At 59.5% G+C, this 21506-nt stretch carries 21 protein-coding genes; 9 read left to right on the top strand and 12 right to left on the bottom strand.

Translation table 11 applies throughout. The features are described 5' to 3' along the window. The first annotated feature begins 18 nt into the window (after positions 1 to 18). Positions 19 to 414: a hypothetical protein gene (locus tag AC0V6T_RS06680; protein WP_486125405.1), complete on the top strand. Its 396-nt coding sequence runs from the start codon at positions 19 to 21 to the stop codon at positions 412 to 414. A gap of 83 nt (positions 415 to 497) precedes the next feature. Here AC0V6T_RS06680 and AC0V6T_RS06675 read toward each other — a convergent pair whose 3' ends face one another. The 11 genes from AC0V6T_RS06675 to AC0V6T_RS06625 form a co-directional block, all read right to left on the bottom strand. Next, on the bottom strand, positions 498 to 1184 hold the full coding sequence (locus AC0V6T_RS06675) for a 50S ribosomal protein L25/general stress protein Ctc (protein WP_486125403.1): 687 nt from the start codon (positions 1182 to 1184) through the stop codon (positions 498 to 500). A 120-nt stretch (positions 1185 to 1304) separates the two neighbouring features. Continuing rightward, complete coding sequence (locus AC0V6T_RS06670; protein WP_486125401.1) at positions 1305 to 2195, bottom strand: TraB/GumN family protein; 891 nt, start codon at positions 2193 to 2195, stop codon at positions 1305 to 1307. Beyond that, complete coding sequence (locus tag AC0V6T_RS06665) at positions 2195 to 3124, bottom strand: TraB/GumN family protein (RefSeq protein ID WP_486125399.1); 930 nt, start codon at positions 3122 to 3124, stop codon at positions 2195 to 2197. Before AC0V6T_RS06665 ends, AC0V6T_RS06670 begins: the two co-directional genes overlap by 1 nt. A gap of 87 nt (positions 3125 to 3211) precedes the next feature. Then, the gene (locus tag AC0V6T_RS06660; RefSeq protein ID WP_486125397.1) at positions 3212 to 3868 is read right to left on the bottom strand and encodes a hypothetical protein; all 657 of its coding nucleotides are present in this window, start codon (positions 3866 to 3868) and stop codon (positions 3212 to 3214) included. Beyond that, positions 3865 to 4518 carry a hypothetical protein gene (locus AC0V6T_RS06655; RefSeq protein ID WP_486125395.1) on the bottom strand — a complete coding sequence of 218 codons (654 nt, stop codon included), beginning with the start codon at positions 4516 to 4518 and terminating at the stop codon, positions 3865 to 3867. Before AC0V6T_RS06655 ends, AC0V6T_RS06660 begins: the two co-directional genes overlap by 4 nt. Before the next feature lie 59 nt (positions 4519 to 4577). Further along, positions 4578 to 5201 (bottom strand): hypothetical protein, encoded by a 624-nt coding sequence (locus AC0V6T_RS06650; protein ID WP_486125393.1) that lies wholly within the window; start codon positions 5199 to 5201, stop codon positions 4578 to 4580. Further along, on the bottom strand, positions 5188 to 5382 hold the full coding sequence (locus tag AC0V6T_RS06645) for a helix-turn-helix transcriptional regulator (protein ID WP_007164159.1): 195 nt from the start codon (positions 5380 to 5382) through the stop codon (positions 5188 to 5190). The genes AC0V6T_RS06650 and AC0V6T_RS06645 overlap by 14 nt, the downstream gene beginning before the upstream one ends. Beyond that, the gene (locus AC0V6T_RS06640; RefSeq protein WP_486125391.1) at positions 5379 to 5840 is read right to left on the bottom strand and encodes a hypothetical protein; all 462 of its coding nucleotides are present in this window, start codon (positions 5838 to 5840) and stop codon (positions 5379 to 5381) included. The genes AC0V6T_RS06645 and AC0V6T_RS06640 overlap by 4 nt, the downstream gene beginning before the upstream one ends. Then, positions 5840 to 6217, bottom strand: a complete 378-nt coding sequence (locus AC0V6T_RS06635) for a hypothetical protein (RefSeq protein WP_486125390.1) — start codon at positions 6215 to 6217, stop codon at positions 5840 to 5842. Before AC0V6T_RS06635 ends, AC0V6T_RS06640 begins: the two co-directional genes overlap by 1 nt. Beyond that, positions 6217 to 6717, bottom strand: coding sequence for a hypothetical protein (locus AC0V6T_RS06630; protein ID WP_486125388.1), 501 nt, complete (start codon positions 6715 to 6717; stop codon positions 6217 to 6219). The genes AC0V6T_RS06635 and AC0V6T_RS06630 overlap by 1 nt, the downstream gene beginning before the upstream one ends. Before the next feature lie 245 nt (positions 6718 to 6962). After that, entirely contained in the window at positions 6963 to 7325 is a 363-nt protein-coding gene (locus tag AC0V6T_RS06625) for a UrcA family protein (RefSeq protein ID WP_486125386.1), read from the bottom strand. A 307-nt stretch (positions 7326 to 7632) separates the two neighbouring features. Here AC0V6T_RS06625 and AC0V6T_RS06620 point away from each other — a divergent pair, with 307 nt between their 5' ends. The 3 genes from AC0V6T_RS06620 to ppdK all read left to right on the top strand — a co-directional run bounded on the left by AC0V6T_RS06620 (position 7633) and on the right by ppdK (position 13328). Then, positions 7633 to 8502: a glycine--tRNA ligase subunit alpha gene (locus AC0V6T_RS06620; RefSeq protein WP_486128525.1), complete on the top strand. Its 870-nt coding sequence runs from the start codon at positions 7633 to 7635 to the stop codon at positions 8500 to 8502. After that, the gene (gene glyS, locus AC0V6T_RS06615; protein WP_486125384.1) at positions 8502 to 10553 is read left to right on the top strand and encodes a glycine--tRNA ligase subunit beta; all 2052 of its coding nucleotides are present in this window, start codon (positions 8502 to 8504) and stop codon (positions 10551 to 10553) included. Before AC0V6T_RS06620 ends, glyS begins: the two co-directional genes overlap by 1 nt. A 108-nt stretch (positions 10554 to 10661) precedes the next feature. Then, complete coding sequence (gene ppdK, locus AC0V6T_RS06610) at positions 10662 to 13328, top strand: pyruvate, phosphate dikinase (RefSeq protein WP_486125382.1); 2667 nt, start codon at positions 10662 to 10664, stop codon at positions 13326 to 13328. Here ppdK and AC0V6T_RS06605 read toward each other — a convergent pair. Continuing rightward, positions 13325 to 14080: a class I SAM-dependent methyltransferase gene (locus AC0V6T_RS06605; RefSeq protein ID WP_486125380.1), complete on the bottom strand. Its 756-nt coding sequence runs from the start codon at positions 14078 to 14080 to the stop codon at positions 13325 to 13327. The two genes, ppdK and AC0V6T_RS06605, sit on opposite strands and share 4 nt — an antisense overlap. 55 nt (positions 14081 to 14135) lie before the next feature. Between AC0V6T_RS06605 and AC0V6T_RS06600 the strand changes: the two genes are divergently transcribed. From AC0V6T_RS06600 to AC0V6T_RS06580, 5 genes are all read left to right on the top strand, one after another. Next, positions 14136 to 14972, top strand: coding sequence for a double zinc ribbon domain-containing protein (locus tag AC0V6T_RS06600; RefSeq protein ID WP_486125378.1), 837 nt, complete (start codon positions 14136 to 14138; stop codon positions 14970 to 14972). A gap of 305 nt (positions 14973 to 15277) precedes the next feature. After that, positions 15278 to 15709, top strand: a complete 432-nt coding sequence (gene hisI / locus AC0V6T_RS06595; protein ID WP_486128523.1) for a phosphoribosyl-AMP cyclohydrolase — start codon at positions 15278 to 15280, stop codon at positions 15707 to 15709. 62 nt (positions 15710 to 15771) lie between these two features. Further along, complete coding sequence (locus tag AC0V6T_RS06590) at positions 15772 to 16257, top strand: MerR family transcriptional regulator (protein ID WP_486125376.1); 486 nt, start codon at positions 15772 to 15774, stop codon at positions 16255 to 16257. Between the two features lie 54 nt (positions 16258 to 16311). Then, positions 16312 to 18117 carry an acyl-CoA dehydrogenase C-terminal domain-containing protein gene (locus AC0V6T_RS06585; protein WP_486125374.1) on the top strand — a complete coding sequence of 602 codons (1806 nt, stop codon included), beginning with the start codon at positions 16312 to 16314 and terminating at the stop codon, positions 18115 to 18117. Positions 18118 to 18496: 379 nt separating this feature from the next. After that, the gene (locus tag AC0V6T_RS06580) at positions 18497 to 21496 is read left to right on the top strand and encodes an FG-GAP repeat domain-containing protein (RefSeq protein WP_486125372.1); all 3000 of its coding nucleotides are present in this window, start codon (positions 18497 to 18499) and stop codon (positions 21494 to 21496) included. Positions 21497 to 21506 lie beyond the last annotated feature (10 nt).

Here is a 21506-nt window from a genome sequence, read left to right as displayed (position 1 = left end):
CCTGAACGTCTTCGACCCATGTTGGCCAGGGCACGCTCGGCCAGTGAAGCGGGAGATCACCGCGCAGCTGCACGTGGCTATTACGAAGCCGCCGACAAGGCTCGCAGCGTGGAGCTTCTGGGTGAATTGGCTTTCTGCCTCAGGCACGGCGCGCAACATTCGATCGAGAATGACCAATTGCGACTGGCGCTTGACGCTGCCGAGGAAGCAATGTCGGTTTACGAACAGACCGAGACCGACAAGAGCCTCAATTTCGCCAACACCGCCCGTTTGATCGCGCTTGCGATGGAGGGAATGGAAAGGTCACATGAGGCCCGCCCGTATTGGGAAGAAGCACGCGATATTTACGACATCAACGGGGTAAAGGCCGGGGTGGACGAGTGCGATGCCCATCTGTCTGCCGCGACTGACTGACCCGCACATCTGACCCAAAAAGCAAAACGCCGGACTGGTTTCCCAGCCCGGCGCCTTGGTGATCTGGTTCATTCGACCGGAGCTTATTCGCTCTTGTCTTCCTGTTCCTGAGCAGCGTCTGCATCTTCACCCTGCTCGGTAGCGGGGACTGCATCTGCTTCGACGTCTTCGCTCTCGGCACCTTCTTCTTCGCTCTTCTTGAGAGCCGACGGTGCGACGAGAGTTGCGATGGTGAAGTCACGATCGGTGATCGCGCTCACGCTGCCTTCGGGCAGGTTGACTTCGCTGATGTGGATCGAGTCGCCGACTTCCTTGCCTTCGACCGAGATTTCGATCTCGCCAGGGATCTTGTCAGCTTCGCAGATCAGGTCGAGCTCGTGACGGACAACGTTGAGCACGCCGCCCTTCTTGAGGCCCGGCGACTGTTCTTCGCCAACGAATACGACTGGGATCTGAACCTCGACCTTCGCGTCGCGCGAAAGGCGGAAGAAGTCCGCATGCGTCGGGCGATCGGTGACGGGATGCAGAGCGACATCCTTGGGAAGCGTGCGGATGGTTTCACCGCCGACTTCGATCTTCACGATGGAGTTCATGAAGTGACCGGTCATCAGTTGCTTGACCAGTTCCTTTTCCTCGACGTGGATCGTCGTTGGTTCTTCCTTGCCGCCGTAAATAACAGCGGGGACCCGACCTTCGCGGCGAAGTGCACGGGAGGCTCCCTTGCCTGCCCGTTCGCGCGCTTCGGCGGGCAATGTGAGAGCGTCGCTCATAGCAGTGCCTTTCGAATACGTGTTTGATTAAGTGTCTTACGGCGCGCCGCCTCCAGGGATGACCAGAACGCCGAAGGCCGCGCAAATACAGGTTGCGGGCCAAAACACAAGCCCAAATGCCTAGTTGCTAAGGCGTGTCACTGTGTAACCGCGCGCTTCGAGCATCGCGGCAAGACCGTCAGGACCAATGAGATGAGCCGTGCCAACTGCAACCAGCGGCCTTTCGTCAGCCTGAAGGCTTTGTACCAGAGGTTCGATCCAGTCTTCATTGCGGCCCACCAGCAGGGCGTCTCGCAATTCAGGATCTGCCATGATGCCGGTGGTTGTGGCTTCCTCAAGCACCGCAAGATCACCCGCGATCCAGGCGCGCATCAGCTTGCCCGGCTCTTCGCGGCTCGCAGCCCATTCACGCACGGTCCCTTCGAGAAGGTCGCGCTGATCCTCTTCGGCAAGCTGGTCGAACACGCCGAGCTGGCCGGAGGCGGTCTCGAACCCGCGGACTTCGCGCTGCGCGAAATCACGGATTAGTGCGCGATCCACGCCATTGCCGGGGTCACCTTGTGCATCGACGCGCGAAAGCATGATAGCGGCAGCCCAGCTCTCGGTGTCTGCGAAATCGCCAGCAGGGAAATCCGAGCGCGCTATCATCGTGGCGAGCGGTTCGCGCAGGTCCTCTTCCACTCGGTCGCTCAATGGGCCGAGCCCTTCAGTGCCAGCGAGCTCCCCAAACGCGAGCGCAATCTGCGCTCGATTTTCGAGCTCTGCCACTTCCACCCAGAGAAACTCTGCCTCTGCGACGAGGCGTTCAATTGTCTGCGTACGCCATGCGACGCCATCGGGGAGGGCGTGAATGGTGCCCAGCATCCATCCCTCGACCTCCCCGTCGGTATTGGCGATTTCGTAAACCAGCGGATTGACGCTGGGATAATCGACCGCTTCTTCGCTCTCGGCACACGCTGTCAGGGACAGCGCGAAACCGAGCGCGAAGGCGGCGAACATGCGCGAGAGCATTACTGGATGCGCTCTGCCGTCAGGTCATATTTGGTGAGGTAGTCCTGCACACTCATCTCCCCCGCAAGATGGCCTGCTCCGACTGCAACAAAAACCGTACCGGGCTCGTCCATACGTGCGTCAATCCACTCGGCCCAGTTGGCGTTGCGCTCGTACAAAAGCGCTTCGGTAAGCTCCGGGCTTTCGCTCATGCTCTCGTTCATGGTCTCGGCAAGCCCGTCCGCATCACCTTTGATCCACGAATCCACCATGGTGTCGATCATGGTCTTGACCTCATCGACGCCTTCAACGGTCGACATCAGGAGCTTGAGCTGTTCGTCTTGTGGCAGAGAGTTGAAAATGCCGAGCTGGAATTCGACCGTTTCGAGGGCGTCCTTCGACGTGTCACCCGCCTTGGCGATGATCACCTTATCGACACCGGAAGCGGGGTCATAGCCGTTCGCCATCAGCGGCAGGAATGTGAGCGTGACGCTTGCCATCCAGGGCTTGAACGGATCGAACGCCGCCTCGGGAACGCCGAGCCCCGCGAGTGCGGCCTCATACTGCGCGGTTTGCTCTTCATTGAGAAGCGAGCGCAGCGTCGTGCCCGGTTCGAGCATGCCCATCTGCATGGCAAGCTGCTGAGACCTCGCCTCGTTCTCAGGCGACTCCATCAGTTCGGTAACGACGAGATCCGACGAAGAAAGCGCTGCGTCGATTTCGGCGTCGTACCACTGCAGCTCCTTGGGCAGGATGTGGACCGTGCCGAAGAGGTAGATCGTGGTGTCTTCGTCGCTGACTTTCCAGAGCGCGGGCCCCTCGGGTCCGGCGGGGAGAACAGTTTCAGCCTCCGCTTGCGCGGTTTCCATGTGAGCATCAGCCAGCGCCGGTGATGCGGCGATGAGGGCAAGGCTTGCTGCGGCGGTGGGTAGGAGATGTGCAAGTTTCATGTATGCGATCCTTTCAGTGGGGTAAGTTGAAGCATTATCAATTGATAGAATGTGATAGGGGTTCGTCGCGGCTCAGAGCTACCAGCGTCATGATACCTTCCTGTACATGTTTGCTGCGACCGAGACGGCCACAGTAGCGACAAACATGATCATAAGGTCAGGCTCGGGCGCGAAACCGCCGCGGTTAGCGATCCACCAGAGGGGTGCGCCAAGGCCGAAGAACTGGAAGCCGATCGTCTCCCCGAACTCCATCTCGCCGCGCTCAAGCTCGTCCATGTTGACGCGGTTGAAATAGACCAGCGCGGGCATTCCAATCAGCCAGACCGCGCCCAGGAACAGGGCGATCCATTGCGGGATAGGGCCGTTCGACCAGAACTCGATCCCCTCAAGGCTGTCTCCGCGAATGACGAAAGGCAGCATGATCACGACTACGAAAGTCATGAGGAAAAACATGAGCTTGCCCATTCGACGCGCGCGAGGCGTGTCGGGATCGCCATCGCGCAGGCTTGGTGAGCGACGGTAGGCGTAAATCAGGATCGGGATGCCGCCACCGATGCAGACAATGCAGACCAGCAAGGCAGGGATCGAAAGCGTCTCTCGCAACAGTACGACCCCAAGGCCCACAAGCCCGCCATAAAGAAGGCCAATCCCAGCCCCCGCAATCATGGCAGTGCCGAGCTGTTGCTTGAGTATCGTGAGCAGGCCGAGCGTAGCATCTGCGTTGTGTTCGGTTTTGTCATTCATGATGAGCGCTTCCAAAGGGTTGCGATGGAGGAAATCACGCCAGTGACGATAAAGAGGATCATCACGTCGGGCTGCGGGAAGACTTCGGCGCGCCAGCCCATCCACCAGATCGGCGCGGCGTAGCCGAAGACCTGAAAACCGACCATCATTCCAAAGTCACCAGCAGCACGGCCATGCTCGTCAGAGTTGCGGCGTCCGAAAAGGATGATGAAAGGCATGGCGATCGCCCAGATCGAAATTGCGGTGATGGCGGGCCAGAAGGGCATTGGCCCGTTGCTGAAGAGGATCTCCGTCGCCCGTTGTTCGCTGTCGGACAGGATGATCGGAAATGCGGTTGCGATGCCCACTCCGACGACAGCGACCGACAACCATCGGATGCGGTTGCCCCGAGCGGTGTGCGGCTCGCCCATCGTGAAATCTGGAGCCCAGCGCCAGCAGAGATAGCCCGAAACCGCGACGATTGGAGTGCCAATGACGACGAAGAGGATGTCGCTTGTGTCGCCCCCGTTGAAAAGGTTTTTCAACCCTACGCCGACCAGAATTCCGCCGATCAAGACGACGGTCAAAAGGACTGACCAGCCAATCAGATGCAGCCAGTATCGCGAGTGCGAGAATTCCGCTTCTTCTTCGAATTGGTCGGGGTTGTTCATTGAAAAACTCTCATTGGGATTTGCGATTGCAACTGTCGGGGATGAATGAGGCCGCTTGCTCATCCGGCGCGCTTTGCGGCCCACACTCCTAGGAATGTGAACATCACGACGAGGAACAGCGCGAAGTGATTGACAGGCGGCAAGAGCGATCCTGCGGCGGCGATTGCCCAGGCAAGATACCCATAAATGTACAGGTTGAACGCCCAGTAGGCCGCATCTCTGGTCGACTTGCGCTCGAAATCGTCGATGTCGCGCTCACGAAGAATGCCCAGCGGAAGACCCAAGCCGACGGTGACGAACAGCAGCAATCCTGCCTCGAAGCGGGTCAGCGAAAAGTCGCCTTCGAAGAAGCGGTCGGTCACTCCGTTGGTGACGAAATAGAAGCTCGTCGCTGCTCCCAAAATCACACATAATAGGAGTACGAGCTGCGACCTGCCGGTTTTGCTTGATAATGAGGGAGGATCGAAGTTTCCGATCCGCAGCGACCAGATCAACGCCGCAAGACCAACAGCAACCGTTGTTCCTATGACGGCCGCTCCGCGAAGGTCGATCCCGCGTTCGGCGAAGACGACGACTCCAGCGCCAGCGCCACCAACGGCGATGCAAACACCAAGGTAGAACAGGACCTGACCCAGAAACGGGCGCGCGGCTCCGTTGTCTTCGATCTCATCAGGCTTCGTCATCGAAAATCTCCTCGATGCCCATCTCGAACAGACGAGCGATACGGAATGCCAGGGGCAGGGAAGGGTCGTGCTTACCGGTCTCGATCGCGTTCACCGCCTGGCGAGACACGTCGAGACGACCGGCAAGTTCGGCCTGGGACCAATCGCGCTCAGCGCGCAGAACTTTGAGGCGGTTCTTCATGCGCGGCGCGCCTCGATTGCGTCGGTGATCCAAGCGAAGGCGTAGCCTGCGTGGAAAGCCAGCGCGGTGAAGGATGCAAGCGTGCGGGCATCGGTGAAGAACAGCGAGAAGGTGCCGCGGGTAGGCTCACCCTCGGGGTTGCTCAGCGCGAAGCCGGCCGAATAGGACACATCTAATATGTCGAGCAGGAAAGCCGCAAAAAGGTAGACGGCGAGGCTTGCGAGCGCCCAGCGATAGCCGACCGTGACCATCCCATGGAAATAGTCGTCGACCCGGTGCGCCCACAGACCGGCAATAAGCCCGCCAACAGCGCCGCCAAGTGCCCACGCGAACACGATGGAGTCGCTACCGATAAACGCATTCGCGAAATTGACGATCGAGCAGGCGGCTCCGAACCAGATCACCTTGTACTGGTAGCTGCGCTGATGTTCGTCGATTGCATAAGGATCGTAGGGCATCAGATACCTCCCACCGCGCGTTTCCAGAAAAGACCGACGTAAAAGGCGACGATTGCGAGGCCGACAGCCATGATTGGCTCGAAGTCCTGGTGGCGTTCGCCAGCGGTGAGGCCGTCATAGGCTCCCTCCAAAAACGGGAGGCCGAAGACGAGCAAGAGCAGCGCGGCAAAGGCAAGGCTGGCGGCCGAGGTCCACAGACCGCGCGTGTACTCATCGGCATTGCGGGTGAAGAGCATCGCCCAGCAACACGCGACCGTGACGGATCCCGTAATGGTTATGAGCGCATCAGCCGCACCCGCAAGACTGAGGGCGATGGTGGCAAGCAGCGAAACGAGCCCGGACCAGCCTGCCGAAATAAAGATATTTGCTTTGTTCATCACAGGCCCCCCTTGAAACGCTTGATCTGCATTCCGAGGAAGAAAGCACTCAAGATGATCGGGGTCGCGAGCGTGTTCACCACGCCATTTTCGAAGCCCCATTCCTTGGTGATGTCGAGCGCTTCAACATCCACTTCAGGATCAGCCGATGCCAATTCATAAACTTCGATGCCAACGAAAGTGGCCTCAATCCACGGCGCAACTATCAGCCAGATCATGGCAGCGAAGAAGGCGAAAGACGTGCCCGTGTGCCACATCGAAAGGGTGTATTCGTCTGTCTTGCGCCGCAAGAAGACAAAGAAGACCGCAAACGCCTCGGTCAAAAATACAGCGAGCATCACGAAAAAGAGAAGGAAGAGCATTGGGGAGTCTAATTGCTCGATCCAGTCGGTGTCATTTCCTCCGATTGGTAGGAAGACAAGAAAGGAGAGCAAGACCGCTGCCGTTCCAAAATTGGTGACAGTTAGGTATCGATCGACTTGCTTCTGACGGTCGGTCATTGTGCATCAGGCTCCGATTGTGTTCGCGATCTTGGCGAGGATATTGCCAACGGCAAATCCTGCGAGGGCAAGCAAGGCATAGGCCTGCCAGCGCTTGATGCAGATCGTGTCGTTTAGCGATTTCATTGCTTACGAATCCTGATGGAAAGATTGGAATGTTTGGGGAGGAGAAAGGGGGTGGCCGCTCTCGCTCGTCCGGTAATTCGGGGTTCGACCCGGATTTCGCGAGAGCGGCCTAGCCAGCATCATGCGCCTGGAGTTGCCGCTTCCGATGCTGGGTTGGAGGTGTTGGCCGCGAAGCGAGCGCGCTCTGCATTGGCCTGAGCAACCGCGACGCGGACTTCGGTTTGAGCTGCGGCGAGAGCGCTGCTGCGGCATTCGCGCTCAAGGCGGATCGAGGCGCTGTCGCGGCCACCGTTCCGGCACATCTGGTTGATTTTGGTGCGAACACGGTCGTCGAGGCGGGTAACGCCGTCGCGGGTCGTGAGGTCGAGATCCTTGTGATCGATGACCTCTTCGAACTCGGTCGAGTTGACAGGGGTAGCCGATGCAGCGGCGGGGTTGGCGAGAGCTGCAGCAGCGGCGGCGAAGATGATGGAATTGCGCATTTTGATGTTCTCCTGGGGAGGAAATGTTGAACTGGTTTGTCACAACAACCTTCCGGAATGTCAGGTTGCCCTTACTTTATGTCGCGATTCGCTGACCATGTCAACATGACCTTACATTTGGTCATGCTGACCTTACGAAACCCGCAGAAATGAGCGGTTTTGACGTGTGCAAAACTGGCTGATGCTGCGCTGCGGCATTGACCCCGCATGGGCCTTAAGCCATGGCCGCGCCATGGAATCGGAGACCAAAATGGCGCTGGACGAATCGGGTTCGCGAACCCGCGATCCGCGCACGTCCTTTCAGGACATGATCTTGACGCTGCACGACTTCTGGTCGGCCAATGGCTGCGTCATTTTGCAGCCCTACGACATGCGCATGGGGGCGGGCACGTTTCACACCGCGACCACGCTGCGCGCGCTTGGTCCAGAGCCGTGGAATGCCGCTTTCGTACAGCCTTGTCGCCGCCCGACCGACGGGCGCTACGGTGAAAATCCCAATCGGCTCCAGCACTATTATCAGTATCAGGTGATCCTGAAGCCATCGCCCAGCGACATTCAGGAACTCTATCTCGACAGCCTCAAGGCAATCGGGATCGACCCGCTCAAACATGATATCCGCTTTGTCGAGGACGACTGGGAATCGCCCACGCTCGGCGCCTGGGGGCTGGGCTGGGAAGTTTGGTGCGACGGGATGGAAGTCACCCAGTTCACCTATTTTCAGCAGATGGGCGGTTTTGACTGCAAACCGGTCGCTGGCGAGCTTACTTACGGGCTCGAACGCCTCGCGATGTACATCCAGGGCGTCGACAACGTGTACGAGCTGAACTTCAACGGCCGCGGCACATCGTATGGCGAGGTGTTCCTCGAAAATGAAAAGCAGATGTCGAAGTGGAACTTCGAAGTCGCCGACACCGACGGACTTTTCGATCTCTTTGCCAAGGCCGAGGCTGAGTGCCGCAATGCGCTCGACAATGACGTGCCTATTGCCGCTTACGAGCAAGCGATCGAGGCGAGCCACGTCTTCAACCTGTTGCAGGCACGCGGCGTGATCAGTGTTCAGGAGCGCGCGAGCTATATGGGCCGCGTACGCGATCTGGCTCGCTCTTCATGCGAGAAATACGCCGAACTCATGCGGCCCCGGTGGGAAGCGCAATATCCGGATTGGAGCCTCGTCTGATGGCCGATTTCCTGCTCGAATTGCGCTGCGAAGAAATTCCTGCGCGCATGCAAGCCGGTGCGCGCAAGGAACTCGACAAGCTGTTCCGCCGCGAGATGGAAGCCGCCGGTGTCGCGGTTGGTGACCTCACCATCTTCTCGACGCCGCGCCGCCTTGCGCTGATTGCGCGGGACTTACCGAAAGAAACCGAAGCCGTTCGCGAGGAGGCCAAGGGCCCTCCGGTCGGCGCTCCCGATCAAGCCGTCGACGGGTTCTGCCGCAAGAACGGCGTCACCCGCGAGAGCCTCGAAGAACGCGAGGTCAAGGGCCGCGCGACGTGGTTCGCGGTGATCGAGAAACCGGGTCAGGCGGTTGCAGACCTCCTCGCCGCAGCGATCCCTACGATCATCGGCGATTTTTCATGGCCCAAGTCGATGCGGTGGGGCGATGCCTCGATCAGCAGCGAAAGCACGCGCTGGGTCCGCCCGCTTTCCGGCATCGTTGCGCTGCTCGATGGCGAGGTTGTGCCTTGCGTCACCGATGGCATGGCCAGCGGCCGGGTCACGATGGGCCACCGCTTCCACTCGGACGGCGGCATCACCATCGACGACGCCGACGACTATGCACCGCGTCTTCGCGACGAATACGTGATCGTCGACCACGAAGAGCGCGCGAGCATCATCCGCGATGGCGCGAGTAAGGCGGCTGCGGACGCTGGCCTCAATCTGGTCGAGGATGAAGGTCTGGTGGTCGAGAACGCTGGCCTCACCGAATGGCCGGTTCCGCTGCTGGGCCGTTTCGACGAGGCTTTCCTCGACGTGCCGCCCGAGGTCATCCAACTGACCGCACGCGTGAACCAGAAGTATTTCGTGTGCGAGGATGCGGAGGGCAAACTCGCAAACGCTTTCATCTGCACCGCGAATATCGCTTCGGTCGATCCTGCGGTGGTGGTCGACGGCAACCGCAAGGTCCTCGCCGCGCGGTTGGCGGATGCGCGGTTCTTCTGGGAATTGGACCAGAAGAAAGCCCTCGCCGAACACGCCAAGGGGCTGGAGCGGATCACCTTCCATGAAAGACTGGGCACGGTGGCCGACAAGGTGGACCGGATCGCGAAGCTGGCCTCATGGCTCGTTTTCGACGCTAAGGAGCCGAATGGCGATCACCAGCTCACCCGGACTGCCGCAGAGCTGAGCAAGGCAGATCTCGTGACCGAGATGGTCGGCGAATTCCCTGAGTTGCAGGGGCTCATGGGTGGCTATTACGCTCAGAAGGAAGGCCAACCACAGGAAGTCGCAGACGCTGTTCGCGATCACTACAAGCCGGTAGGGCAGGGCGACGATGTACCGACCGCCCCCACGACCGTCGCGGTAAGTCTCGCGGATAAGCTCGACAACCTGCTGAGCTTTTTTAAGATCGACATTCTTCCGACTGGTTCGAAGGATCCCTTCGCGCTTCGCCGCGCCGCGCTCGGATACATCCGGCTTGTGCAGGCCAACGGCTTGAAGCTGTCTCTGGACCAGGTGGTCCACGCTTGGGACAGCCAGCCGAACCAGTCTCTTGCTGAAAAGCTGACCGAGTTCCTGCACGACCGCCTCGCGGTGCAGCTTCGCGATGAAGGGGTGCGGCACGACTTCATTCGAGCATCGGGTGACTGGTCGGGCAGCATCGACATGCGCATCGACCGCGTAGAAGCGCGGGCTAGGGCGCTGACCCGATTCCTGGGCAGCGACGATGGCACCAACCTCCTCGCCGGCTACAAACGCGCAGCGAACATCCTCAAGAAAGAAGAGTGGGAGACGAAAGAGGTTTCCTACATGCCCGAACCTGCCGAAAAGGCTCTCATCGATGCGCTCGATGCTGCAGCGCCCAAAGCCGCTGCCGCAGTCAATGAAGAGCGTTTCGAGGATGCCATGGCCGCGCTTGCTACTCTGCGCGCGCCAATTGACGCTTTTTTCGACGAGGTGACGGTCAATGACGATGACGAGAACAAGCGCGCCGCTCGTCTCGACTTGCTCGCGCGGTTCACTTCCGCCGTTGGCCAAGTTGCCGATTTCAGCCGGATTGAAGGCTGAGCCCATGGCGGTTTCGGACCTTTTAGCGAAGCTGCCGGTTTTTCCTTCAGGACCGTGTAACATGCGGTCCATGTTACCCTGTAACACGACCCCACAAAGGGCCTCTCTATGACCACCACCGTGTACCCCTTCGGCGGAGCCGCCGCTCACGATGACCCTCGCCAGCGAGACAAGACGATCACGGGAGGCAAGGGTGCGAACCTCGCGGAGATGGCCTCGATCGGTCTGCCGGTCCCACCCGGTTTTACAATCACCACCGAGGAAAGCGTGCGCTACCTTCAGGGCGGTGAGGAGTTCCGCGACGAACTGCGGGGCGAAGTCACGAACGCGCTCGCTCATATCGAGGCATCGGTGGGTAAGACCTTCGGCAATGCGGCCGACCCGCTGCTGGTCTCGGTCCGATCGGGCGCGCGTGTGTCGATGCCGGGGATGATGGACACCGTGTTGAACCTTGGCCTCAACGACGAAACGGTCGAAGGCCTTGCGAAGACCAGCGAAGACGAACGCTTCGCCTGGGACAGCTATCGCCGCTTCATCCAGATGTACTCGGACGTCGTGCTGGGCCTTGATCACGGCCTGTTCGAAGAGGCGCTGGAGATCGTCAAGGAAGACAACGGCTTCTACAACGACACCGAACTGAGCGCCGATGACTGGCGCGGGATCGTGAGTCAGTTCAAGGGCATCGTCGACGAGGAACTCGGCAAGCCGTTCCCTCAAGATGTGACCGAACAGCTTTGGGGCGCAATCCGGGCGGTGTTCGACAGCTGGGACAGCGACCGCGCCAAGGTCTATCGCCGCCTGAACGACATTCCAGCCGACTGGGGCACGGCGGTAAACGTGCAGGCGATGGTGTTCGGCAATATGGGCGAAACGAGCGCCACCGGCGTTGCCTTCACACGCGACCCGGCAACCGGCGAGCGTGCCTATTACGGCGAGTACCTCATCAACGCACAGGGCGAGGACGTCGTCGCCGGCATCCGCACGCCGCAATACCTGACCAAGGCTGCGCGCGATGCGGCAGGGGCAAAGCCGCTGTCGATGGAAGAGGCAATGCCAGACGCTTATGGCGAGCTTGCCCGCGTGTTCGACCTGCTTGAGGGTCACTACAAGGACATGCAGGACATCGAGTTCACCGTGGAACGCGGCAAGCTCTGGATGCTTCAAACTCGCTCGGGCAAACGCACGGCGAAAGCAGCCCTAAAGATGGCGGTCGATATGGAAGGCGAAGGCCTGATCGACCGAGAAGAAGCAGTGCGGCGCGTCGACCCGATGGCGCTGGATCAACTGCTCCACCCAACGCTTGACCCCGAAGCACCGCGCGATGTGCTCGTCACCGGCCTGCCTGCGTCGCCGGGCGCTGCTGCCGGCAAGATCGTGCTCGACGCTGACACGGCGGAGCAGTGGGCAAACCGCGGTGACAAGGTCATCCTCGTGCGCGTCGAGACCAGCCCCGAAGACATCCACGGCATGCACGCGGCACAAGGCATCCTGACGGCGCGCGGTGGCATGACATCACACGCTGCGGTTGTCGCGCGCGGAATGGGCCGTCCGTGCGTTTCAGGCGCGAGCGGCGTATCGATCGACCGCAAGAGTCGCACGCTTCGGATCGGCAATTCCGAGATGAAAGAGGGTGACGAGATCACCCTTGATGGCGCGAACGGCCAAGTAATGATGGGAATCGTCCCCACCGTCGAGCCCGAGCTTGCTGGCGACTTCGGTACTCTCATGGAATGGGCCGACGCGCTGCGCCGGATGAAGGTGCGCACCAACGCCGAAACGCCCGCCGACTGCGCGATGGCGCGGCAGTTCGGCGCGGAAGGCATTGGCCTGTGCCGGACCGAGCACATGTTCTTCGACGCTTCGCGTATCAGCGCGGTGCGCCAGATGATCCTTGCTGAGGACGAGCGGGGGCGTCGCAAGGCGCTCGACTTGCTGCTGCCCGAACAGCGCGCGGACTTCACCGCGATTTTCGAGGCGATGGCAGGGCTTCCCTGTACGATCCGCCTGCTCGATCCGCCGCTTCACGAGTTCCTGCCGACGCAGGACGCTGAGTTTGAAGAGCTTGCCGATGCAACGGGGCTGGGCGTCGATCACCTCAAGCGCCGCGCAGGGGAGCTGCACGAGTTCAACCCGATGCTCGGCCACCGCGGGTGCCGCTTGGGGATCACCTATCCCGAGATTTACGAGATGCAGGCGCGCGCCATCTTCGAGGCGGCATGCGACGTTGCTGCTTCAAGCGGCGAAGCTCCGATCCCCGAAGTGATGATCCCGCTGGTCGCGACCAAGCGCGAACTTCAGCTTCTGCGCGCTCTGGTCGACAAGGTTGCGGCCGAGGTGTTCGAGGAGAAGGGCGCGAGCGTTGAGTATCTTGTGGGCACCATGATCGAACTTCCGCGCGCAGCCCTGATGGCTGGCGAGATCGCAGAAGAAGGCGCGTTCTTCAGCTTTGGCACGAACGATCTGACCCAAACCACGCTGGGCGTTAGCCGCGACGATTCGGCGCGCTTCCTCGCTCCCTATGTCGAGAAGGGCATCTTCCCGCGCGATCCGTTCGTCAGTCTCGACATCGACGGTGTTGGTCAGTTGGTCGAGCTTGCGGCAGAGCGGGGCAGGGCGACCCGGGCCGACATCAAGCTTGGCATCTGCGGCGAGCATGGCGGCGACCCGGCTTCGATTGCGTTCTGCGAAAAGGTCGGTCTCGACTATGTCAGCGCCTCACCATACCGCGTGCCGATTGCTCGTCTCGCGGCGGCTCAGGCTGCGCTGAAAGCCTAGCGCCAACCCGTCAGAACGAGGATTTCGAAGGTCTCGGTGACCTTGCCATCCTCGTCACGCATCACGTCGAACTCCGCCCTTGCACGGGCCAGCCAGTCACGGGTCAGGGGCGGGGCGGGGGTCGTGAGCGAGCGGGTAAGGCCGTGGTCTCGCAGGTCCTCAATCATCCGCTCAAGCGATCCGAAGCGGACCTTGAGAGGATAGCTGTCCACCACCTGCCGCTTGAACATGGCGCGCTCCATCAGGCCGGTTGCCCCACGCAAGTCGACAAGCGGGTGCGTGCGAGCAGCGGGCCGGTCACCATCAGCTGCAAGGGCAATGCGGCGCAATGAAGTTAGAGAGCCAGCTCCAGGGAGGGCAGCGAGCAAAAGGCCGCCGTCGGCAAGTGCATTGCGCGAATGGATCAGCGCGCCGGGAAGGTCGTTTACGGTGCCAAGGCCAAGCAAGTGGACGATGAGGTCGTGGGCTTCAAATGCGCTCGGACGTTCTTCGTCGTACTGGCCAAGGAGGGCCAGCTTGCATTTGGTCCCTGCAGCTTGGAGTGCACTCGCAAGACTGCCCGTCATGTCGCCCACCAAAAGAGCCCGCTGCGCCTCGAAGCGCATGAAAGCAAGGCGGTCCTCAATGTCTTCGCACATCGCGTCGAGGATGTAACTGGCCGGCTCCGCGCCGCGCTGACGTGACCTTGCGCGAGCCCACTTGGCGGCGGCTTGTCTGCGGTCGAAGATGCGGGGAACTTGTGTCGAAGTCATCGCGCGACCCCTGCCGCGCTTGTGTCCGGTGCGCAAGAGGTGCAATCTGATCGCGATGGGGTGGAGGTCGCAACTCAGCACCAGTCTGAAAGAAGGGCTGAGCCCGGTGGTCGACCTCGTCTACCCGCCGCGATGTCCGCTGTGTGGTACGGCGCTTGCCTCGCAAGGTGGGCTCTGCAGCGAATGCTGGGCCGATATCGAGGTACCGGGCGAGCCTGCTTGCTCTGCCTGCCAGCGCCCGATGGGCTCTGCTGCGGCGGGTGCGTCGGACCACTGCTTCGCCTGTGTTAGCGAGCCTCCGCTGCACGACGGGATCATCGCCGCCAGCCTCTACAATGATGCCTCGCGCAAACTAATCCTCGCATTCAAACACGGCGGCAAGATCGCGCTCGCGCCGTTACTGGCGGGCCTTATCGCAGCGAGGATGGCGCCTAATGACGGGGAACTGCCATTACTTGTCCCGGTGCCGCTCCATCGCTGGCGACTCTGGTCACGCGGTTTCAACCAGGCGGCGCTGCTCGCAACCGAGTTGTCGAGGCGCGGGAAGGGCGAGTTGCTCGTAGATGGCCTCAACCGCTCCAAGCGGACACCAAGCCTTGGAGGGCTGGGTATCGAGGAACGCGCCGATGCATTGCGTGGGGCCATCGAAGTGCGTGCAAACGCGAAAGGATCAATCAGGGGTCGGAATGTGATCTTGGTCGACGATGTCCTAACAAGCGGAGCGACGAGCGATGCCTGCACGAAGGCGCTGCTCGATGCGGGCGCTGTTTCGGTCCGCATCGGCTGCTTCGCACGCGTGGTTGATGGCAGCGGGTTGGGGCAAGACCGGAATCGCAACCCGGAGCAAAAAAGCGAAACGCCCGAGGCCATAAAGACCCCGGGCGCCACGTGACGAAATGGTTCAGATCCGCTCTAAGGAGCTCAGATAGCGACCCCCTAACTTCGCTATCAGGACCTTGTCCCTCATCGTTCAATCGACCAGTCCAACACCCCGCTGTTGGCTTTGATCGACCACCCCCTGAACCTGGCACTTACGCGCCGGTGTTCGGTGGAAGAGCGCCGAAACGCTCAATGACCTCGTTGTTCCACTCAAGTTCATCTTTCGGAAGTCGAAACCTGAGCTTCGTCCTATTTTGATCCGCTTATGTTGTTATCGTGCAACATTCTGTCGCATGGGACGAACCGCCTGTCGCTGCTATGGGCACATTCCAACTTTCTCGGAGACGATTCTTGCCTGACCCCGACGCATTATCCACCCAGCAGATCGAGCAAGGTAGCCGCTTTGCACCCAAGTTCGACGCCTCAGGATTGCTCGCTTCGGTCGTCATCGATTCGCGCACTCAAGAGGTGTTGGTGATCGCCTTCATGAATGCCGATGCGCTTCAAAAGACGAGGGAGACCGGCAAAGTGCACTTCTGGTCGAGATCGAGATCTTCGCTTTGGATGAAGGGCGAGACGTCAGGGCATGTTCTGTCGGTTGATGAAATTCGGGTCGATTGCGATCAGGACGCGCTGGTCATTTACGCGACGCCTGCTGGTCCGACCTGTCATACGGGTGAGGCCAGCTGCTTTTACCGAAAGCTCGATTTGTCGGCGCCGGACGAGTCTGCTCTGTCCCGGCTCGCTTAGGAAGTGACTTCCCGTCAGCGTGAGGTCTTGACGTTCACGTAAAGGTAAAGTAGCCATCGGTAATGGCTTCTGCACCTGAACAAAAGACCGCCGCCACCTCAAAGGGGGCTTCGTCGAATTCCGCGAGCGAGGGGCAGCGTCGCAACGGCGCGCATCTCGAACGGCCCGACAAACTTGAGCGCGAACAGTTCTCGATCTCGGACCTCACATCGGAATTTGGCTGCACAGCACGCGCTCTCCGCTTTTACGAGGATGAGGGGCTTATCAGTCCTGCACGCGTCGGCTTGACCCGCGTCTATTCAAAGCGGGACCGCGCACGCCTCGCTTGGATCATGCGCGCGAAGAACGTGGGGTTCAGCCTCACCGAAATTCGCGAGATGATCGACCTATATGACCTTGATGACGGGCGCGTCGAACAGCGCCGTGTCACGGTCGAGAAGTGCAAGGCGCACATCGCCAAGCTCAAAGCGCAGCGCGCCGACATCGACAGCTCGATCAAGGAACTCACCGGCTTCGTCAGCGAGATTGAACAGCTCAATCTAGGCTGACCTCGCTGACACTTCGCTTCTACTTTAAAACCGCTCAGCACAAGGGATCAACTGATGCCAACCTATACAGCACCCACTCGCGACACGCGCTTCGTCGTCAATGAAATGCTCGACCTTGCAAGCTACGGAAACCTTCCGGGCTTCGAAAACGCGACCACCGACATGATCGACACCGTGGTCAACGAAGCGGGCAAGTTCTGTTCGGAAGTCCTCGCTCCGATCAACCAGGCTGGGGATGAGCACGGTTGCACTCGTCACGAGGACGGCAGCGTTACTACCCCTCCGGGCTTCAAGGAAGCCTACGACGCCTATGTCGAAGCGGGTTGGGGCACACTGGCGAAACCCGAAGAATTCGGCGGCCAGAACCTGCCTCACGTGCTTGGCTTTGTAGTCGAAGAGTTCACAGCTGCTGCCAACCAGGCTTTCGGCATGTATCCCGGCCTAACCAATGGTGCGACTGCCGCGATCGAAGCTGCCGGTTCGCAGGAGCAGAAGGAAACCTACCTTCCCAAGATGATCTCGGGCGAGTGGTCGGGCACGATGAACCTGACCGAGCCGCATTGCGGGACCGACCTCGGCATGATCCGCACCAAGGCCGAACCGCAGGCCGATGGCAGCTTCAAGATCACCGGCACCAAGATCTTCATTTCCGCTGGTGAACACGACCTCACCAGCAACATCATTCACCTCGTTCTCGCAAAGACCCCGGGCGCTCCGGACAGTGCAAAGGGCATCTCGCTCTTCATCGTGCCGAAGTACATTCTCGACGAGAACGGCGAACCGGGCGAGCGTAATGGTGTTGTCTGCGGCTCCATCGAGAAGAAGATGGGCATCCACGGCAACTCGACCTGCGTCCTCAACTACGACGAAGCCACCGGCTACATGGTCGGCGAGGAGAACAAAGGCCTTGCCGCGATGTTCGTGATGATGAACGCCGCGCGCCTCGGCGTCGGCATTCAGGGTCTCGCGCAGGCAGAGGTTTCGTATCAGAACGGCGTCAACTACGCTCTCGACCGTCGTCAGGGCCGTGCTCTTACCGGTCCGGCTGACAAGGATGCAAAAGCCGACCCGATCTTCGTACACCCTGACGTTCGCCGGATGCTGATGGACGCCAAGGTATTCAACGAAGGCATGCGTGCACTGTGCCTGTGGGGCGCGCTTCAGGTTGACCTGACGCATAAGGCCCAGACCGAAGAAGAGCGCCAGCTCGCCGATGACCTCATCGGCCTGATGACCCCGGTCATCAAAGGCTACGGCACCGACAAGGGCTACGATATCGCCAACAACATGCAACAAGTCTATGGCGGCCACGGCTACATTAGCGAGTGGGGCATGGAGCAGTTCGTGCGCGACGCGCGTATCGCGATGATCTACGAAGGCACCAACGGCGTGCAGGCGATGGACCTTTGCGGTCGCAAGCTTGCGAGCAAGGGTGGCCGCGCAATCCAGGCCTTCTTCAAGATGCTCGACGACGAGATTTCGGAAGCCAAGGGCAATGAGGCCCTCGCTCCGCTCGCCGAAAAGCTCGAAAAGGCATTGGGTGAGCAGAAGCAGGCGACCATGTGGTTCATGCAGAATGCGATGGCGAACCCGAACCACCTCGGCGCGGGCGCGCACCACTACATGCACATCATGGGCATCGTGACGCTCGGCTTCTTCTGGCTCAAGATGGCCAAGGTCGCACAGGCGACTTTGGAAGGTGGGACCGAAGATAAAGCGTTCTATGAGGCAAAAATGACGTCTGCGTCCTATTACGCAGAGCGCTTTTTGCCCGATGCAGGGGCTCTGCGGCGCAAGCTTGAAGCCGGCAGCGACAATATGATGGCGCTCCCGGAAGAGGCATTTGCTACCGCAGCTTGACGGATTACTGAAGTCGTCACCGAGGTCCGGTTCTGGGGGGAACCGGACCTCTTCTTTTGTCCGCTGAGCAGGCGAGCTTCCACTAGATTTGGCGAGTCCGTTGCTGACCGCGAGGATAGTCGGGCTCTCGTCGGCAGAACGAAATACTCGAAGCTGAGTCGAGGGTTCTAGGACCGATTTAACCTTAGCAAGTGATAGGCCGAGGGCCATGAATTCAAAGGCTATGAACAGACAAGTAAGTTAAGAACGGCTAAAAATGGCTCCATTCGCAAATGAATTTGGCTAATAAGTCTGTATTATGACTGCCAAAATTGTTGTCGCCTCCGTCCAATACTGAAAAACTATTTGAAACGACGATTGCGGTCGATGGGAGGAACCTATGGCTGATATCGTCAAGCAGATTATGGACCGCTATGCTGGCTTTTCTTTGAAGCCCGGCGATGATGCTGACATCAATTCCCTCAGCTATCTTGATTTCGAGGAACCTGAAGATCAGCCGCCTACTGGCGGCCGTCTTGTTCTGGTCTTAGTGGAATCGCGCATCCTCGATGCGATCGACGGAGAGACGCCGGATCAAGATCTGCTCTCGCGGCTCGAAAGGTTTAAAGGAGACCTTCGAGCGGAAGGAATGCATACCCGCTTCATCCGTGCCGATCTCTACGATGGTGACGATCATGAAGATGGTCTGACACTTCTCGCCTTGCGCCGTTTCCTGATCGATATTCGGGAAGCATTCCCGAGGTTTGAGGGCGTGGTGCTTGTTGGTTCTTTCCCCGAAGCATCGCTTGTCCGCCGGTGGTCCTGGGCCTCTCCGCACGGAAATGCCAGTCCTCCTTGGACCGGAGGTACGCCCCACCTGACGATCGTGCCGGAATTGGTTTCGCGTCGCTCCGAGATCGTTCTTGCGGATCTGACAGGTCAGTGGGAGCGGCTGTATCACAAGGAAGTTGAGATCGAGGCCTGGCTGGCCAATGCCACCAGCGACATGGGAGACGGTTGGCGCAACGGAGAGACGATCCTGGACTGCACCTTTACCTCGAACGACTACAAGACCGGCAAGCTGACGTTCAAGGATTGCTTCTACGTCGACGATGCGAACTTCACGGTGCTCAGGCGTGACGACAATGCCAATCCGCAGCTTATTGTGAGAGTGCGCACTCCGCTGCCTCATCCCGAAGTGGCGCCCGAGGATCGCAGCTCGGTCAATGTTACAGCGAGGCCGGATATCAGCGTGTCGAGGATCGATGCGAGCAACATTGCCTATGATCCTAATGAGCAGAAGCAAGGCACCAACGGGGAACGTTTCGTCGACCCTCAGGGCGATCCGAATGTGGTTCCAAGCACAGATCCCAATTTGGTGCCAGCAAACCAGCGCGCCATGTTCACTTCGTTCAATCCATTGCTCGAGCGCCGTCTGTACAATCAATACTTTGATCGAAATCACCGCTTCCGAATTGGCGGTTGGTCACATCATGAATTGCAGGCTGGTGTCATCTCAGGGACTTCCGACTTTTCGGCGGCGAACTATCTCGGCGTTCTTAAAGAGGCGGCAACAAACTTCGGTCGCGATGTTACGGTCGATCAGGCAAGTCCCAAGGATTATGTCGATTTCCTCAAGACACCTCCTGCGTTCAAGTACATCATCGCCCACTCGAACTGGCAAATATCAGAGTTCGATGGGGACTACGAACCTGATGAGTTGCAATCCGCATGCGGCGGCACTCCCTTTCGTTGGAAATACGAAAGCGGCGCTTTTCGACCCAGCTTCGAAGGCCAGGGTAAGATCGTCGATTGGACGATCCACCGCACTTTGTTCCAACATGGAACAAACAAGGATGCTCCGGGCTGCCTCATGATTTACGGCGGCTGCGACGTGAATACCGTAGAAGGCACGCACAGCCACACTCACTATAGCAAGAATTACGCGCCGTGGCAGAATGCCGAAGGAATCCTGTTCGGATCGAGCGCGGTTGCGCTTTTGTCGCGCGCAAAAACCTTCAACGACGCACCGAGAGGTATGGGCGCCGGGCTTGGTACGGGAACACGGGCAAACTTCGGCAACGCCTGGCGGCATTATTACGATTTGCAAGCGGGCGATGCGGCGCTGGCACCTGTGGTCGTCCAGAATAAGCGCGCGTATTTCTGGAGCATCACGGGCGATTGGACCTTGCGGCTCAGCAACAAGAACGGTCTCGGTCTACTTTCTCTCGAAGGAAGCGAGATCAGGGACGAGGTGATCCACCCGACTCAGGCGTGGATCGGTGCCTGGAACTTCGATTCCTCACGTGATCGCCACAAAGGCACAGGTAACTACGACGGCTCGGGCCAGGATAGCATAGCCGTACAGAGTGACTGGGGCATAGCGATAGTCAAGCACGATGGCACGCGATGGACCGCTCTCACAGTTGCCGAAAGAGATACTTGGTTCGGCCAGTGGCGCTGGGATGCGACAGTAAACCGGGGGCGCGATTCGATCAGAGCTACCGGTCATCTGACCGACAGGCGGCGCGACCAACTGCTTGTGACGAGTTCGTGGGGCATGGGCGTCTTAAGCCAGTCTGGTAATAGTATGACGTCGACCCGGACCTATGAATCGGGCACTCGGATCGGAGGCTGGGTTTATGATGTCGCGAAAACTGTTCATCGAGGCATCGGAGATTTCGACGGTGATGGTCATGACGAGGTGCTCGTCTCAAGCGGTTGGGGCATCGGCTTGCTTTCGCTCGAACACAATCGCGACATTGCCATGCACAAAACGGGTGACCGATTGGGATCATGGGTGCTCGACAGCTCGCGCAACCGGGTCGTTAGCATCGCGGATTTCGACGGGGATGGCAGCGACGAAATCATGATCCGGAGCGACTGGGGTATCGGCATTCTGAAACACGCAAATGGCGGCCTCAAATCCATCGCCATGCATGCTTGGGATAGTGATCTTGGAAATGGTTGCATCCTGAGCAACCGAAGCCAGTTCCGTCACACAGGACGTTTTCTTGGCGGAAACCAGGATGCAATGGTCCTCGCACAGAACGATGCCTGGTTCATCCTGAAACTGTCCAACGATCGGCTGACGGTGGCTGCGAAGCTTTCCGAGGGCGAGCGTTATGGCGGATGGCGATTCAATCCTGCGCAGAACTATTCTCGCGCCGCGGTACGAATGCGCGGAAACGACAAGCATCAGATCGTGGTGAACAGTCGTTGGGGTATCGGCGTGCTCGAAGTCGATGAAAGCAGACCGACTGTCTGCCACGCACTGCACCCTTATGATGACGTGCTAGGAAACTGGCATCTGACCCAGACCGACTACATCGCCGGCCCGTGCAAGACTTCCGCAGCAGGCGATGCCGAGACTCTTATGATATGGAAACGACGCCCATAGGACGGCCTTG

This window comes from Erythrobacter sp. S158, from assembly GCF_057364915.1.
This window is presented reverse-complemented; position numbering and strand designations above follow the sequence as displayed.

Bases quoted from the DNA above. Each gene is read 5' to 3' on its own strand.
- AC0V6T_RS06665 (WP_486125399.1), bottom strand. From the start codon at position 3,124: ATGAAACTTGCACATCTCCTACCCACCGCCGCAGCAAGCCTTGCCCTC.
- AC0V6T_RS06660 (WP_486125397.1), bottom strand. From the start codon at position 3,868: ATGAATGACAAAACCGAACACAACGCAGATGCTACGCTCGGCCTGCTC.
- AC0V6T_RS06650 (WP_486125393.1), bottom strand. From the start codon at position 5,201: ATGACGAAGCCTGATGAGATCGAAGACAACGGAGCCGCGCGCCCGTTT.
- AC0V6T_RS06655 (WP_486125395.1), bottom strand. From the start codon at position 4,518: ATGAACAACCCCGACCAATTCGAAGAAGAAGCGGAATTCTCGCACTCG.
- AC0V6T_RS06640 (WP_486125391.1), bottom strand. From the start codon at position 5,840: ATGCCCTACGATCCTTATGCAATCGACGAACATCAGCGCAGCTACCAG.
- AC0V6T_RS06635 (WP_486125390.1), bottom strand. From the start codon at position 6,217: ATGAACAAAGCAAATATCTTTATTTCGGCAGGCTGGTCCGGGCTCGTT.
- ppdK (WP_486125382.1), top strand. From the start codon at position 10,662: ATGACCACCACCGTGTACCCCTTCGGCGGAGCCGCCGCTCACGATGAC.
- AC0V6T_RS06630 (WP_486125388.1), bottom strand. From the start codon at position 6,717: ATGACCGACCGTCAGAAGCAAGTCGATCGATACCTAACTGTCACCAAT.
- hisI (WP_486128523.1), top strand. From the start codon at position 15,278: ATGGGCACATTCCAACTTTCTCGGAGACGATTCTTGCCTGACCCCGAC.
- AC0V6T_RS06625 (WP_486125386.1), bottom strand. From the start codon at position 7,325: ATGCGCAATTCCATCATCTTCGCCGCCGCTGCTGCAGCTCTCGCCAAC.
- glyS (WP_486125384.1), top strand. From the start codon at position 8,502: ATGGCCGATTTCCTGCTCGAATTGCGCTGCGAAGAAATTCCTGCGCGC.
- AC0V6T_RS06585 (WP_486125374.1), top strand. From the start codon at position 16,312: ATGCCAACCTATACAGCACCCACTCGCGACACGCGCTTCGTCGTCAAT.
- AC0V6T_RS06675 (WP_486125403.1), bottom strand. From the start codon at position 1,184: ATGAGCGACGCTCTCACATTGCCCGCCGAAGCGCGCGAACGGGCAGGC.
- AC0V6T_RS06600 (WP_486125378.1), top strand. From the start codon at position 14,136: ATGGGGTGGAGGTCGCAACTCAGCACCAGTCTGAAAGAAGGGCTGAGC.
- AC0V6T_RS06580 (WP_486125372.1), top strand. From the start codon at position 18,497: ATGGCTGATATCGTCAAGCAGATTATGGACCGCTATGCTGGCTTTTCT.
- AC0V6T_RS06670 (WP_486125401.1), bottom strand. From the start codon at position 2,195: ATGCTCTCGCGCATGTTCGCCGCCTTCGCGCTCGGTTTCGCGCTGTCC.
- AC0V6T_RS06620 (WP_486128525.1), top strand. From the start codon at position 7,633: ATGATCTTGACGCTGCACGACTTCTGGTCGGCCAATGGCTGCGTCATT.
- AC0V6T_RS06590 (WP_486125376.1), top strand. From the start codon at position 15,772: ATGGCTTCTGCACCTGAACAAAAGACCGCCGCCACCTCAAAGGGGGCT.
- AC0V6T_RS06645 (WP_007164159.1), bottom strand. From the start codon at position 5,382: ATGAAGAACCGCCTCAAAGTTCTGCGCGCTGAGCGCGATTGGTCCCAG.
- AC0V6T_RS06605 (WP_486125380.1), bottom strand. From the start codon at position 14,080: ATGACTTCGACACAAGTTCCCCGCATCTTCGACCGCAGACAAGCCGCC.
- AC0V6T_RS06680 (WP_486125405.1), top strand. From the start codon at position 19: ATGTTGGCCAGGGCACGCTCGGCCAGTGAAGCGGGAGATCACCGCGCA.